This window comes from Pseudomonas sp. Pseusp10 (assembly GCF_059492225.1).
Genome location: NZ_CP168528.1, coordinates 3,833,230 through 3,851,113, shown reverse-complemented (window position 1 = coordinate 3,851,113; position 17,884 = coordinate 3,833,230). Strand labels below are relative to the sequence as shown.

The 17,884-nt window shown below is 60.4% G+C and carries 15 protein-coding genes and 2 pseudogenes; 6 read left to right on the top strand and 11 right to left on the bottom strand.

Features of this window, described 5'->3' with window-relative positions:
- Positions 1-10: 10 nt before the first annotated feature.
- The 9 genes from ACEN8Z_RS17285 to ACEN8Z_RS17245 all read right to left on the bottom strand — a co-directional run bounded on the left by ACEN8Z_RS17285 (position 11) and on the right by ACEN8Z_RS17245 (position 8,834).
- Positions 11-676, bottom strand: coding sequence for an amino acid ABC transporter permease (locus tag ACEN8Z_RS17285; protein WP_495595018.1), 666 nt, complete (start codon positions 674-676; stop codon positions 11-13).
- Positions 669-2,447 (bottom strand): cis-3-hydroxy-L-proline dehydratase, encoded by a 1,779-nt coding sequence (gene lhpI, locus ACEN8Z_RS17280; RefSeq protein ID WP_495595017.1) that lies wholly within the window; start codon positions 2,445-2,447, stop codon positions 669-671. Before lhpI ends, ACEN8Z_RS17285 begins: the two co-directional genes overlap by 8 nt.
- 10 nt (positions 2,448-2,457) lie before the next feature.
- Entirely contained in the window at positions 2,458-3,276 is an 819-nt protein-coding gene (locus tag ACEN8Z_RS17275; protein ID WP_046042020.1) for an ABC transporter substrate-binding protein, read from the bottom strand.
- Between the two features lie 409 nt (positions 3,277-3,685).
- Entirely contained in the window at positions 3,686-4,435 is a 750-nt protein-coding gene (locus ACEN8Z_RS17270; protein ID WP_033052353.1) for an AraC family transcriptional regulator, read from the bottom strand.
- Between the two features lie 74 nt (positions 4,436-4,509).
- On the bottom strand, positions 4,510-5,766 hold the full coding sequence (locus tag ACEN8Z_RS17265) for an FAD-dependent oxidoreductase (protein ID WP_495595016.1): 1,257 nt from the start codon (positions 5,764-5,766) through the stop codon (positions 4,510-4,512).
- Positions 5,763-5,999 (bottom strand): 2Fe-2S iron-sulfur cluster-binding protein, encoded by a 237-nt coding sequence (locus ACEN8Z_RS17260; protein WP_007994312.1) that lies wholly within the window; start codon positions 5,997-5,999, stop codon positions 5,763-5,765. The genes ACEN8Z_RS17265 and ACEN8Z_RS17260 overlap by 4 nt, the downstream gene beginning before the upstream one ends.
- Positions 5,992-7,107, bottom strand: a complete 1,116-nt coding sequence (locus ACEN8Z_RS17255; protein WP_495595015.1) for an NAD(P)/FAD-dependent oxidoreductase — start codon at positions 7,105-7,107, stop codon at positions 5,992-5,994. The genes ACEN8Z_RS17260 and ACEN8Z_RS17255 overlap by 8 nt, the downstream gene beginning before the upstream one ends.
- Positions 7,104-8,036 carry a 4-hydroxyproline epimerase gene (locus ACEN8Z_RS17250; protein ID WP_347906648.1) on the bottom strand — a complete coding sequence of 311 codons (933 nt, stop codon included), beginning with the start codon at positions 8,034-8,036 and terminating at the stop codon, positions 7,104-7,106. Before ACEN8Z_RS17250 ends, ACEN8Z_RS17255 begins: the two co-directional genes overlap by 4 nt.
- A 114-nt stretch (positions 8,037-8,150) precedes the next feature.
- Positions 8,151-8,834 carry a GntR family transcriptional regulator gene (locus tag ACEN8Z_RS17245; protein ID WP_007994315.1) on the bottom strand — a complete coding sequence of 228 codons (684 nt, stop codon included), beginning with the start codon at positions 8,832-8,834 and terminating at the stop codon, positions 8,151-8,153.
- A 262-nt stretch (positions 8,835-9,096) separates the two neighbouring features.
- Here ACEN8Z_RS17245 and ACEN8Z_RS17240 point away from each other — a divergent pair, with 262 nt between their 5' ends.
- Both ACEN8Z_RS17240 and ACEN8Z_RS17235 read left to right on the top strand, forming a co-directional pair.
- Positions 9,097-9,414, top strand: coding sequence for a helix-turn-helix domain-containing protein (locus ACEN8Z_RS17240; protein WP_495595014.1), 318 nt, complete (start codon positions 9,097-9,099; stop codon positions 9,412-9,414).
- On the top strand, positions 9,407-10,666 hold the full coding sequence (locus tag ACEN8Z_RS17235; RefSeq protein ID WP_495595013.1) for a type II toxin-antitoxin system HipA family toxin: 1,260 nt from the start codon (positions 9,407-9,409) through the stop codon (positions 10,664-10,666). The genes ACEN8Z_RS17240 and ACEN8Z_RS17235 overlap by 8 nt, the downstream gene beginning before the upstream one ends.
- A gap of 325 nt (positions 10,667-10,991) precedes the next feature.
- Here the strand turns inward: ACEN8Z_RS17235 and ACEN8Z_RS17230 are convergent, their stop codons facing one another.
- Positions 10,992-13,232: a xanthine dehydrogenase family protein molybdopterin-binding subunit gene (locus ACEN8Z_RS17230; RefSeq protein ID WP_495595012.1), complete on the bottom strand. Its 2,241-nt coding sequence runs from the start codon at positions 13,230-13,232 to the stop codon at positions 10,992-10,994.
- Positions 13,233-13,244: 12 nt separating this feature from the next.
- Positions 13,245-13,718: pseudogene (locus ACEN8Z_RS17225) on the bottom strand ((2Fe-2S)-binding protein).
- Between the two features lie 358 nt (positions 13,719-14,076).
- On the opposite strand from ACEN8Z_RS17225, the gene ACEN8Z_RS17220 reads away from it, so the two are divergent.
- The 4 genes and pseudogenes from ACEN8Z_RS17220 to ACEN8Z_RS17205 all read left to right on the top strand — a co-directional run bounded on the left by ACEN8Z_RS17220 (position 14,077) and on the right by ACEN8Z_RS17205 (position 17,746).
- On the top strand, positions 14,077-14,919 hold the full coding sequence (locus ACEN8Z_RS17220) for an SDR family oxidoreductase (protein WP_495595011.1): 843 nt from the start codon (positions 14,077-14,079) through the stop codon (positions 14,917-14,919).
- A 402-nt stretch (positions 14,920-15,321) separates the two neighbouring features.
- Positions 15,322-15,429 (top strand): annotated as a pseudogene (locus tag ACEN8Z_RS17215) (oxidoreductase); the annotation flags it as partial.
- A gap of 123 nt (positions 15,430-15,552) precedes the next feature.
- Positions 15,553-16,464, top strand: a complete 912-nt coding sequence (locus tag ACEN8Z_RS17210) for an AraC family transcriptional regulator (protein WP_495595010.1) — start codon at positions 15,553-15,555, stop codon at positions 16,462-16,464.
- 295 nt (positions 16,465-16,759) lie between these two features.
- On the top strand, positions 16,760-17,746 hold the full coding sequence (locus ACEN8Z_RS17205) for a lipase family protein (RefSeq protein WP_495595009.1): 987 nt from the start codon (positions 16,760-16,762) through the stop codon (positions 17,744-17,746).
- Positions 17,747-17,884 lie beyond the last annotated feature (138 nt).

Genomic DNA, 17,884 nt, shown 5'->3' with positions numbered 1-17,884 from the left:
GGACAGCTCCTCAGTAGCGGAACAACCGCCAGGCCATCAGCCGGGCTGACGCGACGATCGCCTTGGCAATCAAGTAATACAGCACCGCTGCGATGGCGAAATACTCGAAGGTGCGGAAGGTTTTGACGTTGTATTCCTGGGTCACACCGGTCAGGTCATTGTTTAGCCCGACGATCACCCCCAGCGACGTCATCAACACCGCCCAGACCATCTGATTGGTCAGCGGGTAGAACACGATCCGCAGCAGTTGCGGGACGATGATCATGCGGTAGGCCTGGAAGGCACTCATGCCGAGGGAACGCGCCGCACGCACCTGCGTGTCAGGCACGGCCTTGAGGCCGCCGCGAAAGTTCTCCGCCAGATACCCGGCATTGTTGAAGGTGATCCCGGCCAGCAGGGCGAACCAGGAACTGACGTGCAGGTTCAGCGAGCCGAGGCCGAAGTAGAGGATGTAGATCTGGAACAGCGACGGGGTGTTGCGGGCAATCGATACCCAACCGTTGCCGAACCCGCGCAGTAACGGGTGTTTGGCCTCACGCATCACCGTCAGGGCCAGGGCGATCAGCACGCCGAAGATCATCGACAGCGCGGCGGTTTCGAAGGTGACGATGGCACCGGCAAGCATGTCCGGCAGGGCGCGCAGGGCGGAGCGCCATTGGAAGCTGTAGTCAAACATGCGCAGGGCTCTCCAGTAGGGCAGCAGGTTGTAGCCAGGCCGGCAAACGTCCACTGGCCGTTGCGGTGCAGGCCGCGTCGACGCATTCGGCAAGGCTGGCGAAGTGCACCTTGCGGCCGACCAGGCCCGGTGCGTAGTGGGCGTATTTGCCCGAGTTGGTCATCAGGGTTTTAGCCGCCGGGGGGATTACGGGTTCGCCGAGCATGCACCAGCAGGTGTCGGTGACCAGGGTCGCGCCAAACGCCTGGATCACGGCGATGTGCCCGGCCTCGCGGGCCTGCTCCAACACGGCACGGCCGCAGGTGATGGCAAGCACCACATCCGGGTGTCTTTGTCGTCCCCGGCACAGTCGCGCCAGGTGAGCGAACTCGCTGAGGGAAAAGTGCGGGTTACCCAGCGACACCACATCCACCCGGTTATCGCGAGCACTGTTGAGTTCGCGCCAACTCTGCAGCAGGTCCTTCAGGCGGATTTTTTCCACGGCAATGGAAGTGTCCGCATCCAGCACCTGCGCCGGGTCAATGGCCTCCGGGGTGACCCCGGCGATGTGGAACAGTGGCGCCGCAGAGGTGGTGGCGAAGGCCGCGCCAAAGGCTTTGAGGTCGTCCAGGCTCGGCTTGCGTTTTTCCAGTCCCAGCACCAGCGGCACGCGACTGCCGGCCAGGGCACCAATGTGGTAACCCAGCAGCGGGTAGAAGGCATCGTCCAGTTCACCGAGGGCAGGCAACTCGAGCTGCAACCGGGCCTTGCGTGGCGCGTCCAGGTGGCAGCCGATCAGCGGGGCGCGACCGGTGAGGGCGATGCAGATGTCCAGGTAATCCGGGTATTTCAGGGTGCGTGCACCGAGCACGCTGTTGGCGTAGACCACTGCGTTGGATTCCGCCCAGACGATTTGCTCGCCAGCCTTCGGTGCAGTGTCGAGCAGGTACGGCGCGCAGGTGAAACTGAGCTGTGCGCCCATCGCCATATAGGCATCGCCCAAGGCACTGGCCGGTTCACCCAGTGCCGGGTCGATACCCAGTTCGCGCCAACGGCGCTGGTCGACGGAAATTGAATTGAGGGTGGTGGGCACTCGCACTTTTGCTCCCCATTGCACCAGTTGCCCGGCAAAGCGCAGGCTCGCAGGTCCCGTGTAAATGCAGCCGTCGATGTGTGCTTGAGTGACATCCACCAAGTGGTCGGCCCCCTGCAGTTCGGCCATACGCAGGACGATCTGCATGGCCATTTGCGCGGCCTTGCCATGCCGGCCATCGAGCAGCGCCCGATCGTGCTCGGTGAGCCTGATCGAGGCGGTGCTGTCAGTGTCTGGTAATGGGCTGTCGAGCGCCTGCCAGGCGTCGCCCGGCAGGTGATCGAACAGGCTCAGCGTTGTATTTTCGACCCGGGCGAAGGCCTGGCCGCGCAAGGCGGCGAAGGCCTCCCGACCGATGCACAGCACCGGCAGGGAACGGGCAAAAATGGTCTGCGCCACCAGCACGCCCAAGGTCAGGATCTCGTCGGCTTCGGCCAGCACCAATGCCGCCGGTGCATGGCCGTTGCTGATCAGTTCCATCAACACACTGCTGCCGGTGCACGAGCCGCGACCACTGGGAATCGCCAGCACGCGGCCGGCCAGGTGTTGGCCGCTGAGCGGGTGATGGCGGTCGATGACTTCACCCGTGCAGGGATCGACTCCGCCCCAGAAACTCAAGCCGACATCGGCGAACAGCAGGGCGCCTTGCGCGGCACCCGCCACCAGGCTGCGTCCGGTCAGAGAAATGGGCCCAGGCATGCCGGACATCTCAGTAGTAGACCTGAGGCACGGTCAGGTTGGTCGGCGGGATCTCAGTGCCGACCCATTTAACGAACAGCTCCTTGTAGCGACCGGTACGCACCTGTTGATTGACGAACAGGTTGAGGTAGTTGAGCAGGCCGAACTCGCTGCGCTTGGCACCCAGGGACACGTAGTCGATGACGTACGGGGCATTACCGGCGACTTTCAGGTTTTTGTATTTGCCCGACTTGAGGGTGGCGGCGGCCACGGTGTTGGTGACGACGGTGGCATCGATGTGGCCTTGGGCGACGGCTAGCAGGGTATCGCTCTGCGACTGGTAGGCTCGGAAACTGCCCGAGCCCCAGTTCTTCACGTCTTTCTCCAGGGCGATGGCCTCATAGGTGCCGCTGGTGTTGCCCACTGCTTTGCCCTTGAGGTCGTCGAAGCCATTGATGCCGGTGTCGTCGCGGGTCAGCACCACCATCTGGAAGGCAAAGTAGGGCACGGTGAGGCCAACGGTCTTGGCGCGTTCGAGGGTGTCGGAGGTGGACGCGACGATCACGTCAGCCCGCCCGGAGACCAGTGCTGGAATGCGATCCGGGAACGGCGTTTCCACCACCTCGGCCTCGACCCCGAGGATCTTCGCCAGGTCGCGGCAATAGTCCACATCGAAGCCAGCCGGCGAGTTGCTGGCATCGCGAAAGCCCATGGGCGGGAAGTCCAGGGTCACGGCGCAGCGCAGCTTGCCCGAACCGATGATGTCGTCGAGCTTGTCGGCCTGGGCAGTGGCGATAAAGGAAGTACTGAGAACAGCGCTGAGGGCTACGGCAAATGCGGGGTTTTTCATAGAGGCCTCGTTGATGTGAAGTGCTGTTGAATATCGTATTGGGGATTTCGTATACGATATTTACAATAGCAATCAACGTGCCTATTTCCAGTCCGTGGGGTGAATTAGTTGTCAGGCCTTGGCGTAGAGGTTTTGTAGCGGTGCAACCCGTAGCGAGGTGACGCCAAGGCAGTGAGGACAGGTGTTACGTATGGGAGCAGCGGTAGCGTGGACGCACCTTTAAGGAACACTGGCAGGTGAGATGTGCGTGCCTGCTTATCGGTTCATTGCAGGTTTTGTGGTGGATGGGCGGGCCTCATCGCGAGCAAGCTCGCTCCCACAGGGGATCGCATTTACCTTGCGCACGCGGTCAATTGTGGGAGCGAGCTTGCTCGCGATGAGGCCCGCAAGAACACTCTTCATCACCCGCCTAACGCTGGTTATCGCGATACTGACTCGGCGACAAACTGGTCAGCGCCCGAAACTGCCGGCTGAAGGCGCTGTGGTCGGTGTAACCACAGCGCAAGGCAATCTCGGTAATCGGCAACTCGGTGTGCAGTAACAACCGCGAACCTTCTTCCAGGCGCGCCTTGTGAATCATCTGCCGTGGGGTGAGCTGGAACACCCGTTTGCAGTGCCGCTCCAATTGCGCCACGGAATAGCCAGCGATGGCGGTCAGTTCGGCGAGGCTGATGGAGCGGGCGAAGTGGCGGCGGATATGGGCGTCCACGGCGGCGAGTTTCTGGAACGCCGGATGGTTCGACTGCGGCGATTGCAGGTCGCGGGAGATACCGGCCAGGCCCACGATTCGACCCTGTTCATCCTTCAAGGCGAGTTTGTGGGTCAGGCACCAGATCGGCTGATTGCCATAATACAAATGCAGCTCCAGCTGATCGGCCAGTTCGCGACCGCTGGACAGCACTCGCCGATCCTGCTCGGTGTACAGCGGACCGAAGCGTTCCGGGAAGACCATTTCGGCGGTGCGCCCCAGCAGCTCGTCCCTGTGTTTGAAACCACAACGCCGGGCCAGGGTCTGGTTGACGAAGGCGTAGCGGGCCTCGCAGTCCTTGATGAAAAACACCACGTCCGACAGGGTATCGAGCAACGGCGCGATGGGCTGAAGGCTGTTCAGCAGCGTCGGCAGATCGCAAGGTTTAAAGGTGGTGAGCGAGGGATACATGGCGCCGGGGGTCTGAGGGTGACCCCCGGGATCATAGAGACTCGGCAGCGTGGCCGAAACCCCCGGCGTGGTCATCACGCTGGCGGGGTATCGTCCAGGGACATCAAGGTTTCGATCCGCGCCGGGCTGAAGGGTGGGCGCGGTGCTGAGGGCTGCCAACCAAACAAATGCTGCACTGCGCCGCCACACACCCGGCCCTGGCAGGCGCCCATGCCGCAGCGACTGGCGAGCTTGGCTTCGCGCCAGTCAGAGTGACCGGTCAACGCCGCGTAGGGCACGTCTTCGCAGCGGCAAACCAGGGTGTCGGGTTGGGCCAGGGACTTGAGTCGCGGGTCGAGGGCGAACGCCCTGTTCAGCGCCTTGGCGAAACCCTGCCAGCGCGCCCGGCGCGGCCACAATTGCCTGGCGGCTTCCAGATTGCCGACCGCAGCGTGCCCGGCAATCGCGCCTTCCACCAAGGCCAGCTCACTGCCGCCGAAGCCGGTGCATTCGCCTGCCGCATAGTGATCGGCGCGGCTACTGGCCTGCCAGGCATCCACCGCGATGGCTTGATCTTCGATGGCGCAACCCAGTGCCTGACCCAACTGGATATTCGGAATTAACCCGAATCCACAGGCCAGCCGATCACATTCCAGTTCGACGATGTTGCCTTGTTGTTGCAGGCGCACGCCTTCCACTCGGTCGGTGCCAAGCGCCGCCAATACGTGGGTGGCGGTGCGGTAATGGTGGTCGAACAGACTGAACGATTGCAGCCATTTGCCGGGCCATCGCGGCAGTTGCGCGGCGAAACCGGCGACGGCGCTGCGGCTGGCTTGTTCGGCGATGCGTTGCACTTGCGCGCCATGCTGTTTGGCGGTGGCGGCACTGGCCAGTAACAGCGGGCCACTGCCGGCGATCACCACGCGCTCGTTCTGCACCGGCAAACCGGCCTTGATCAGCGCCTGCAAACCACCCGCACCGGTGACACCCGGCAGGGTCCAGCCGGGGAAGGGCAGCAGCAATTCACGGGCGCCGGTGCACAGAATCAGTTTGTCGTAGCTGATCAACCAGCCATGGTCGTCATCTTCCACCAGCAGTTGTTTCGCGCCGGGGGCGGCGATCACCCGTGTACCGGCGTGATGGCGGATGTTGTTGCACGACGCCAGACGCTCGCGCAGGTGCCGGGCCTGACCGGGCACGTTGGCTTGAGGTCCGTCGCGCCAGATTTGCCCGCCCGGCAGCGGGTTGTCGTCGAGCATGACAATGCGGGCGCCGCTGGGGGCGGCGGCAAGGGCTGCGCTCAGCCCGGCAGGGCCAGCGCCAACGATCAACAGATCAGCGTATTCAATCATGGGCGAGTCTCCACCTGCATGCCGTCACGGCACAGGGTCTGGCAAGCCAGGCGACGCCGGCCATCGATGGTCACCCGGCATTCCTGACAAATGCCCATGCCGCACAGCGGCGCACGGCGCTGACCGCTGACCGAGGTGCGCGTGCAGCCATCACTGGCCAACGCCAGGGCAGCGGCGACGCTGGTGCCTTCGGCGACTTTCAGGGCGTGGCCGTCCAGCAACAATTCAGGCATAGACCGGTTCTCCGAGAAAACGCTGGGGCAGATAAGGTTGTGCAGCCAGTGGCGGGGTTTCGTTGAACAGTTGCGCCACCAGTAGATCGGCGGTGCCGGGGGCGGTGGTTACGCCCAGTCCTTCGTGACCGACTGCCAGCCACAAGCCTTGACGTTGTGGATGTTGGCCCACCAGCGGCAAGCCGTCGGGGCTGGCGGCGCGAAAACCGGTCCAGGCGCGGATGCCATTGAGCCGGGCCAGCCCCGGCATGTACTCGGCGGCACGCTTGAGCATTTTCGCGAGCATCCAGCCTTCGACCTGCGGGTCGGTGGTGCCGAATTGCCGCGAGGCGCCGATGAACAGTTGCCCGGTGGGGCGCGGCTGGATATTGCAGGCGGTCGACGGCCCCGTGGCGTTGTGGGCACTGGTGACGTAACCCAGTTCCACCAGCGTATGGGTGACGCTGCCGGGGTAACGGTCAGTGATCAGCAAGTGGCCTTTTTTCGGCTCGATGGGCAATTCCGGGCACAGCTCGTTGGCTTGAATACCGTTGGCCAACACCACGGCTTCGGCACTCAACCAACGACCATCATCGAGGCAGACGCGGTTGCCATCGACCGCACTGACCCGTGCCCGGCGCTGGCGGATGTTCGGTGTTTCGAGCATCCATCCGGCCGTCGCCGGGGCGTATAGAATGCCGTCGCCATTGATCAGCAAGCCGCCTTCCAGTCCTTCGCTCAGTTCCGGTTCGCGCTGGCGCAGGGCACTGGCGCCGATCAGTTCGCAAGCCACGCCCTGGGCTTGCAGGTTCAGGAATTTGCTGTGGGCCACCGCCATTTCTTCGGCATTCGCCGCCAGCCACAGCGTGCCGTTGCAGCGGTAGGCACAGCTGTCGGGCAGGTCCGCGCCCAGTTCGCGCCAGCGCTGCAACGAATATTGACTCAGGGCCAGTTCGGCGGGGTTGTCGTCGAGTACCAGCAAGTGACCCATGCCGGCGGCCGTGGCGCCGTGCAGGCCGGCGTCCAGCACCAGCACCTGCAAGCCGCGACGGGCCAGCGCCTGGGCACAGGCGGCGCCGATAATGCCGGCGCCGATCACGATCACATCGGCCACCTGGCCCTCGTTCATGGACGAATGCCCCAGGCGAACGGGTCGTCCTGTTCGATGATCAGGCTCGCCTCGGCACTGATGAACGCGCGACCACGAATGGTCGGCACGATGCGCTCACCCTGCAGTTCGTAGGAACCCTCGAACTCGCTGCCGATGACGCTGGCCTGGCGCCAGATCTGCCCCGGTTGCAACTTGTCGTCGGCGGCCAGGCATGCCAGTTTGGCACTGGTGCCGGTGCCACAGGGCGAACGGTCATAGGCTTTGCCGGGGCAGAGCACGAAGTTGCGGCTGTCGGCGTGATCGTCATCGGCGAACAACTCGACGTGATCGATCAAGCCGCCGTCTTCACCACGAATGCCTTGGGCTTCCAGTGCTTGCTGCACGGCGAAGGTGTAAGCGGTCAGCGCTTCGAGGTTGTCGCCGGCCACCCGCAGGCCATGCTCGGCGATCAGGAAAAACCAGTTGCCGCCCCAAGCGATATCACCGACCACTTGGCCGATGCCCGGCACCTGCACCGCCAGCGCCTTGCGATAACGGTAGGCCGGCACGTTGCGCACGCTCACCGAATGGTCCTCGTGCAGGGTTGCCTGCACCGTGCCCACCGGCGTTTCGATGCTGTGCACGCCGGGGCCGATCTTGCCCAGGTGCGCCAACGACGCCACCAGGCCGATGGTGCCGTGGCCGCACATGCCCAGATAACCGGTGTTGTTGAAGAAAATCACCCCGGCACAGGCGCCAGGGTCCACCGGCGTGCAGAGCAGGGCGCCCACCAGTACGTCACTGCCCCGTGGTTCCAGCATACAGGCGGCGCGCCATTGATCATGCTGTTCGGCTAATACCTTGCGCCGTTCGGCCATGCTGCCAGTGCCCAGGTCAGGAAAGCCGGCGGTCACCAGGCGGGTCGGTTCGCCGCCGGTGTGGGAGTCGATCACAGAGATGCGTTTCATGGGAGGGCCACGTCCATTCGGTTGAGTGAACGCAAGAGTGGCCCGTGCGGCGGGGTGTCGGCTTGATGGATTTAGTCTGTGTCGATGACGAAATCGGCACAGCATCCGCAGTTGTCAGTGGGTGTGGGGCAGGTGCTCGAACAGGGTCGTGCAGACGCCGGCAATGTGCTCGTCCAGAAGCTTCACCGCCAGGTCCACATCCCCGGCGCGGCAGGCCGCCAGGATCTCGCGGTGTTCGTGATCGGCCCGTTCCTTACCGGCCGACAAGCTCATCTGCATGCGTAGATAACGCTCCAGCTTGTCGTTGACCGAACGGATCAGACTCACCAGAAACGGTCGCTGCGCCGGCTCGTACAGGCAGGAATGCAGCTCCCAGTTGAGCTCGGCCCAGCGCCCCACGTCGTCCTCGCCGATGAACTCCTGACAGATGCGCTCGGCACGGGCGAAGGTCTCTTCGGTCATGTTCGGAATGGCCAGGCGCAGAATCTTGTCCTCCAGCAACATCCGCACTTCGAACATCTGCGCCAGTTCCGCATCGGAAACCCGCGTGACCATCGCCCCACGGTTGCGCTGGAACATCACCAACCCTTCGGCCTCCAGCCGCTTGAGGGCTTCGCGCACCGGGATCTTGCTGACATTGAACTGGCGGGCGATGTCGTCCTGGCGGATCGGCTCATCCTCGGCAAAATGCCCGGCGACAATCGCATCCCGCAGATGGCGGGTGATGATTTCCGAAGTCGAAGGCGTGTTACCAAGGTCGGGTGCGTTGAGTTTGGGTAGGTTCACGGCGGCGGTCATTTGGAGTGAGATAGCGCTAGGGTATACGAAATTCTTTTGCTGATCTTCCCCGGTTCGATGTCGATTGTTCATCGTTGAGGCCGGGAAGGTGCAACCAGCAGGGTGAATCCTCCCACAAATAGCTTTAATTCCAATAAATTGTGGGTACGGCAGATAATTCTTAAATAAAACACAAATACAGGGAATTATGCGACTTGAACTGGGTTGCAGTTAATTCTATAGTTTTGGGTATTAAACGGTGTGTAGCGACGGAAGACACGTTATGTTGGACTTAAGCTTCAGTAAACCGAGTGAGATCGTCAAGCGACTCTGCGATCGCCTGCGCACGGAACGGCTGGCTCTGCAGATGACGCAAGCCGATGTAGCCGGTCGCGCCGGTATCGGGACCAATACCGTGTCCAACCTCGAAGCCGGGCGTAATGTCGGGTTCGAGAATGTGATCCGTGTGGCCATGGTCCTTGGACGAACCAAGGAGCTCGAAGGACTGTTCTTGCCAAAACTGGACAGCCTTGAAGACATTCGCCGATACGAAAACAGTGTCAATCGTCATCGTGCCAGGAGGAAGTCCGACAATGCTTGAGCAAGTTGACGTCTACTACGATGGTTGGGGTGAACGTTGGCTGTGGGGCACGCTTGTGTCTACGACCGCCATCACCGGTCGCCCACAGATTGTGTTTGAGTACAGCAATGAAGCGAAGAGTAGAGGCCTGGAGCTGTCGTCCTACACACTTCCATTGGAGGGGCCCCAGTTACGTCGAGGCTTTCCGTCCCACCATTTGGGCCTGCCAGGGCCTGTCTATGACTCGTTGCCTGATGGTTGGGGCATGCTGCTGATGGACCGGTTGTTCAGGCGCCGCGGCCTCAACACAGCACGCATAGGACCTCTGGAGCGGCTGGCCTATATTGGCAACAATGCCATGGGGGCAATGTCGTTCGAGCCTGTGGCGCCCGAGCGGCAGGAGCCGCAAGCGCATATCCCCCTTGAGCTGCTTGCGGTTGAGATTCGGGAAGTTCTAAAGGGTGAAGGTGGGGAATTCCTGCAGACGTTGCTGCTGGTGGGGGGCTCGCCTCAAGGCGCCAGGCCAAAGGCGTTGGTCTATCGTGACCCTCAAGCTGCAGCCTTTACCACTGCCGCCAAGCCGGGCTTTGAAGCCTGGCTGATCAAGTTCCCGGCAAAAGAAGAGCATCCCGAGGTGTGCGCTATCGAAATGGTGTATGCCGAGTGCTTGCGCATGTGCGGCATCCAGACCCCGGACACGCAGCACTTCAGTCTGCCCAACGGGCTGGCAGCCTTCGCGAGTAAACGCTTTGATCGTATAGACGGTCAGCGCGTGCCCATGCAAAGCCTTGCAGCCTTTACCGGGGCCGACTACAAGTCACCGGGGGCCTTGGACTATGTCAACTTCTTGCGTGCGACACATATGTGCACCAACGATGTGCGAGAGAAAGCTATCGCCTTCGAGCGTGCCGTCTTCAATGTTGCGTTCAACAACCGAGACGACCACCCCAAAAACTTCGCCTACGTCATGTCGCCGTCCGGTGCATGGCAGCTGGCGCCGGCCTACGACGTGACTTTCTGCGAGGGACCGGGCGGTTATCACCAGATGGACGTGATGGGCGAGGCCTTGGAGATTGACCGGGGTGCAATGCTCAGACTTGCAGACGAAGCAGAGGTCTCAGTGGAGACTGCTGGCGGCATCATTGACAGGTTTTGCCGCGTCGCTAGCCAGTTTGCGGCCATCGCCGAGAACATGTACCCAGGCATGATCACCCAAGGCACCCTGGATACCATTCAAGGCCGAATCGACGAGAACATCGACCTGCTGCGCTAACGCCACTGCTCGCCTGCAACTCAAGGCTCATGGTTGACGTTCAGGCGCCTTAAAGACTCTCAGGGTCGCCGAAGAACATCTTGACTTGGCTCCAGGTCAGTTCTTTCAAGGCAAAAAAAACCTGGTGTTGCCCCCAATATTGCCCCTGCTCGCACCCAGAACACGAGCGACCGAAACGGGAATTCTGACTGAATTCTTGGTAGCCGAGAGGACCACGAGTCCGTATGTCCGGACTCGTCGATCCGGGTCCTATTGCCAAAGGCTTTCCCAAGTGGATGGGCCTCTGGCTGATTAAGGTTCTTGACCGTCAGTCTACCCGGCTCTGTCACGTCAGCTTGAAGGGCAGCTCACGCACCGACTTACCCGTGAGGCGTGCGACCGCGTTTGCAAAGGCGGGAGCCAATGGTGGCAGGCCGGGTTCACCCATCCCTGTGGGAGGCTCGGCGCTTGGCACGACATGAATGGAAAATTCCGGCATATCGGTGATGCGCGGAACGCTGAAGTCTGCAAAATTACTCTGTTGCACGACGCCGTCTTTCAGGGTGATGGCACCGCCCGGCAAGCACATTGACAGCCCCATAAGGGCGGCACCTTGTACTTGGGCCTCAACGCTGCGCGGGTTGACGACCAGGTTGCAGTGGACGCCGGCGGTCACATGGTGCAGTACCGGACGATCGTTCTGCACCGAAGCTTCCACGACGTAAGCCACTACCGAACTGAACGACTCATGGACCGCAACACCCCAGGCTCGACCAGCAGGCAACTCGCGTTTGCCGTACTCGCTCTTGTCCACCGCCAGTTGCAACGCAGCGCGATGACGCGGACTTCGATCGGCAAAAAGTTTCATCCTGTAAGCCACAGGATCCTGTTTGGTTGTTCGGGCGATCTCATCGATCACCGTCTCCATCACGAAGGCTGTGTGGGTGGAGCCCACACTGCGCCACCACAACACCGGCACGTTGAGTTTCGGGTGATGCACCGTCAGGCGCATCGGCAGTGGATAGGGATCGCGCATACCTTCCGTTGCCGTGGGGTCTATGCCGTTTTTCACCCGTCCCCCGAACATGGTGCCACTGATGATGGACTGTCCTACCACAACGTGGTCCCAGGCCAGCACCTTGCCGGTATCGTCAAAACCGATATGAGCGCGATGCAGGTGCATGGGGCGGTAGTAGCCGCCTTTGATATCGTCCTCGCGGCTCCATAGCGTGCGCACCGGTACATTCAAACCGGCCATTCGCGCGGCTTTGGCCACCTCGCATGCCAGCACCACAATGTCGCTGGTGGCTATGCCACGCCGGCCAAAGCCACCGCCAGCGGTCTGTACATTAATTTGAATTTGCTCGGGCGTAAGGTTCAGTACACGTGCGGCTGCCGCGCTGTCAGCCCCGGGAAACTGGGTACCCACCCATAGTTCGCAGCGTTCTTCGGACAGTTTGACGGTACAGTTCAACGGTTCCATTGGCGCATGGGCCAGGTAAGGAAACACGAACTCGGCTTCCAATCGATGTGGTGCCGTTTCCAGTAGCGCCATGTCCGCCTCGAAGAGCCGTGGACCAGGACGACCCGCCAGCTCTCGGTAGTCGGCCAACTGCTTGTCGCTATCGACCTTTTCGACAGTCGTCATATCCCATTGCAGCTTGAGTGCATCACGGCCTTGTTTGGCTAGCCAGTAACCGTCAGCAACGACGGTTACGCCTTCAGCCCCCCCATCGAGCGGTACACGCAGCACCGCTTTCACGCCTTTGATGGCACGTGCAGCACTGTCATCCAAAGACGCAATTTTGCCACCAAATACTGGCGGTCTGGCCACCACGGCCGTTAGTTGCCCCGGTAGTTTCATGTCGATACCGAAATCCTGCTGGCCACTGCTCTTGGCCTTGGCATCGATGCGGGTGGTGGCATGGCCAATAATTCGGAAGTCTTTGGGGTCCTTGAGCGTGATCGTTTCGGGCACAGGCAGCGCCATGGCGGCCTCCGACAGTTCGCCATAGCTCGCTTTGCGGCCCGCGGGGCCGAGCACCATTCCAGATTCCGTGCTCAGGTTGGCCACATCCACATTCCAGCGCGCGGCCGCCGCCGCGAGCAGCATGGCGCGAGCGCGGGCACCCAGTTCGCGGTACTGGGTATAGCTGTTCTTGATCGAATTGGAGCCACCGGTGAGGTGCATGCCGAAGAGTGGGTCCTGGTAGGCGATGTCGCTAGTGCCGTTGCGGCTGCGCACGAGGCTCCAGTCGGCATCAAGTTCTTCGGCGAGGATCATCGGTAGGCCAGTCTGCACGCCCTGACCGAACTCCAACCGGTTGATGGTTACGGTTACTTCCCCATTCGGCGCTATCTGTACGAATGCCGAGGGTTGCTGATTCGGCTTGAGAGGCTCTGCGCGATTGTCGCCAGGTTGTTGCGCCAGGGCCAGGTGAGGAAATGCCCCCAGCGCCAAGCCGCCGACACCTAGGATTTTCAGGAAGCTGCGGCGGGGGAGTGTGGCGGGGCCGTCGATCTGGTTGCGTTCGAGCATGTGTTGCAACGCGCGGGGGAGCTCGTCCGGGTAAATGTCGTTAAACATGGCAAGCTCCAGTCAGGCGAGGGCTTTGGCGGCGTCGGCTACCGCCGCACGGATACGAGCGTAAGTGCCGCAGCGGCAGATGTTGCCAGCCATGGCCGAGTCGATCTCGGCCGCTGTGGGCTGCTTGCCCTTGGGTTGAGCCTTGAGGAAAGCCGTCGCGCTCATGATCTGGCCGCTCTGGCAATAGCCGCATTGCGCAACATCGTGTTTGACCCATGCCTCGTGTACGGCTGTGCCCACTGGGTCACTGCCATTGGTCGCTGCTTCGATGGTGGTGATCTTCCTGCCCTCGGCGGCCGCGACAGGCGTGATGCAGGAGCGAATGGCCTGCCCATCAAGGTGAACAGTACAAGCGCCGCACAGAGCTGCTCCGCAGCCAAACTTGGTGCTGGTCATGCCCAGCGTGTCGCGCAAAGTCTAGAGAATCGGGGTGCCAGGGTCTACGTCAACCGTGTAGTCACGGCCATTGATGTTGAGGGCGCTCATAGTGGGACAGCTCTCCATGAATCAGTGCGACCGTGTTCCGGGCGTTTGCCAACTGTAGCGCCGTACTTCCTGGATCGAATGCACGATCCGCTTCAATGATTGCCCAATTTGACGGATGAGCTGAGCATCACGACCAAGACGCTTGAAGTTCTTGAATCGGTGATTGAATCAGGCAATGAAAGAGCTAGTTATCGCCTGAACTCCTTCACGAGCCGTGAAGAACTGCTGCGGGAGGTCAAAGCGAAGAGGGTTGGCCTGACACAATTTTCGTCATTTTAGGCAATGAATACGCCGATTGATGCAGCAACCAAAAGGAGAGGCTCGACACAATAGGCACTCGTTAGAAAGGAGCAATCACATGACTGAGAAAAAAGTTTGGTTCATCACCGGTGCTGGCCGTGGACTGGGTGTAGACATCACCAAAGCGGCACTCGCTGCCGGACATGCCGTCGTTGCCACCGGCCGTGATGCCGGGAAAGTGCTGGCGGCAATCGGTGAACATGAAGACTTGCTGACCATCAAACTTGATGTCACCCGTCCCGATGACGCCCAAGACGCCGTCGAGGCCGCTATCGGCAAGTTCGGACGGATTGATGTACTGGTCAACAACGCGGGTAACTTCTATGCGGGCTTCTTCGAAGAGCTCAGCCCGGCACAGGTGCGCAACCAGATCGAAACGCTGTTGTTCGGTCCGATGAATGTCGCTCGTGCTGCATTACCGGCGATGCGCAAGCAGCGCTCCGGTCTGTTGCTGACCATTTCCTCTACGGCGGGTATCGCTGGCGGCATGTTCTGTACGGCCTATGCGGCGGCGAAATTCGGCCTCGAAGGATGGATCGAGTCGCTCACGCCAGAGATTGAACCCTTCGGCATTCGCACGATGTTGGTCGAGCCCGGGTTTTTCCGCACAGAACTGCTGACGGCCGATTCCACCACTTTCGCACCACCCTCCATCGACGATTATGCCCAACGGACGCGAGAGACCGTCACGGCCTGGAGTGGCATGGACGGCAAACAGGGCGGTGACCCTGCCAAGCTCGCCGACGCGATTGTGCAGCTTGCAGGGCTCGACGAACCACCGGTTCGTTTCGCTGCTGGCGCTGATGCGGTGCAGACCTTCGAAGCCAAGGCCAATGCGTTGCTGGCACAGGCCGACGCCTACCGTCAGCTGTCGTCCTCTCTTGCTCACGATGATGCGTAACTCTCGTCAATATCTCATTCATTACCGGCCGTGTAGCAAGGGCCAACTATGGCGCCTGGCACATGCAGGGCGGCTGATCATTACGACATCGGGATGAGGGCACCGGCAAGCCACGACTGGAAGATAAGAATCGATGACCCGGAGTTACAGCAGCAACTGCAGGCGGCGGGTATTGCTCTGGATGATCGGCCGTACGTCGATTACATCTTTCATCGACTGTAGAGTGGCTTCATTGGATTAGGCATTAAGGCGATCTGAAATACTTTGTAATATCTGGCTATGGCAAGCCGGCGTTACAAAACCCCGTTGAATCGTGCAAGCAACAGCGTCAATCAGGCAATCGGCCGATGCTGGGGCCACCTCATACTGTGGCCATCCAGATCAACGAAGCAGGACCGCACGATGACCTCTCTTTTCACGCCCTATACCCTGAAAGACGTCACTCTGCGCAACCGTATCGTGGCTTCGCCGATGTGCCAGTACCAGGCACATGACGGGCTGCTGAATGAATGCCAGTATCGGGAAGCAAAACTCCCGCGCAGATTGCTCTGGCGGTCATGGCAGACATTGTTCGTGTGAGCAACGGTGTCGTTCGTGACCAGCTATAGACCTCGTTTTTTCAAGGAGACCAGTGTGCAGCCTGCTACCAAAAGTCACCAAACTGCCAGCGACACAAGTCCTCTCGCCGGCGTCGTCAGCCAGATTGTGCGCAGTGATTGCGACCTGCTCACCGCGGTTCCGGGCCTGAGTCTGCATCGACGCAAATCTCCCACTGCGCCTGTGCACTGTATTTACGGACTGGGCATTGGTGTGACCTTGCAAGGCTGCAAACAAGTCATGGTGGGGGAGGAGGTGCTTAGTTACGCGCCGGGTCAGTCCATGGTTACCAGCGTTGACCTGCCGGTCATCTCACATGTGACTCAGGCGAGCGTCACACAGCCATTCCTGGGCATGATGCTCACGTTCGACAGCGCCACGGTGATACAGCTCGCCGAGCGCATGCAGTTGTCACCGCGCATGAGGGATGAAGGATTCCGGCCAATCACCGTACAGGCGCTGGACGCCGGGGTGCTTGATGCCCTGGGGCGTTTGGTCGGGCTACTTAGCGAACCTGAACTGCTTGAAACCCTCGCGCCACTGATCAAGGAGGAGATCATCGCTCGCCTGTTGAGCGGTGCTCACGGTTCGCAGTTGCTTCATGTCGTCGCCGCGGGCTCACCCAGTCAACACATCGCCAAGACGCTTGCCTGGCTGAAGCTTAATTTTCGCCATGCGCTGCGCATGGACGACTTGGCGGCGAATGCACACATGAGTCCGTCTACCTTTCGGCAGCATTTCCGCGCCGTAACAGGCATGAGTCCACTGCAGTATCAGAAACAATTGCGGCTGCAAGCGGCTCGACAGTTGATGCTGAGTCAGAATATCGACGCAAGCAGTGCGGGCGGATTGGTGGGCTATGAAAGCTCGTCGCAGTTCAGTCGCGAGTACAGCCGGCTGTTCGGAGAACCGCCGCAGAGGGACATAAAACGAATGCGCTTGCAGTGAATAAGTTACAGCTGCCAATGGCGTGTTGGCGCTGATGCGGAATGCCCTACCTGCTGGGGCAAGACTGCCCCAACATGGATAGGTAGATACCCAGCACAGACGGCCGTAGCCTTGAAGGCTGCTTGGGTCAGCGTTTTTTCGGCAGATGGGTCAATTCTTCATCAGCGCCTACAGCATCGCCCTCGCACTTGCAAAAACTGCGTCTAAACTCGGTCTTGCTGGCCCAGAAGGATCGACGGCTGCCATAGGTTTTCGTTGGGTCCTTTGAAAACTTTCTTTGAGACAAGGAGCAGTCATGACTACCCCAGACACACTTGTGCAAAGGCAAATCAGTCTTACGCACGCTTTCGTGGTCAACAATGCGGCGTTGCAGCCGCAGTCTTGGAAAAACATGAAGAATCCGACGCCGAGTCAGGTCAAGGACAATATCCTTTCGCGTCTTAACGCCTCCAAGGTGGGCGGCGGCTATGACGTAGCCTGGGGCCCCGCGCTGGTAATGGATGGCGAGTATGCGGCGCACATCACCGTGGTGCTGACCGGCGGGAGAAGCGGGAACGACATCGTCGTGGTGACGAGTGGGACACTCACGGATTCTTTGAAGGATCAGGTGGACGATCTCGATATTTTTCCAATGGTGCCGTTGCAGAGCGTAATCCCGGGCTGCCAGGGATCGGCGAGTATTGCCCAGGGAACTGCAGATGGGGTACAGGCGATATTGACCACAGCCTCTACTATCAGTCCTCAGGGCACACTGTGCGATTTTCTTGGGACGAAGCAAAGTGGAGCGAACATCCGTTTGGTTGGTCATAGCCTCGGCGGTGCGCTCATGTCAGTGCTCGCGCTTTATCTGAAAGACAGATTTCCGGGCTTTAACTTCTTCTGTGAAACCTTTGCTGCGCCCACGGCGGGAGATGGTTTTTTCGCCAGCTATTTCAATAAGCAAATGGCCGGTAATGCACTGCGCATCTACAACACCCTGGATGTTGTTCCGATGGCGTGGTGCGCAACTTCTCTCGATTACTCCCTGACCCTTTATGATGATCCCATTCATGAAAAAACGAGGAACATGGTTTGTTCCGGCATAGACAAGGTTGTGAATAACAACCTGAACTATACGCAATGGGGAATGGGCAGCGCGAACATGGAGCTGCGGCTCTGTGGGAAACCTCAATCCGACTGCACAAGCTACGAGTCTCAATCCGGCTATCAGCACATCTATGAGTACATGACACTGTTGGGCCTGCAGCCCGCCGATATACCGATGCCGCCGTTCGGCAGCTAGTGGGGCAGTCTCGCCGTCCAGATGTTTGAGTTGCGGTTGCCGAGGTTTCCTTGGGGAAGTCGACGCAACTGCAATTCGCTTATCCGGAAGCAGATTGCGCTGTCGTAGCAGTTGGCCAAAACCCAATTCGACGAACAT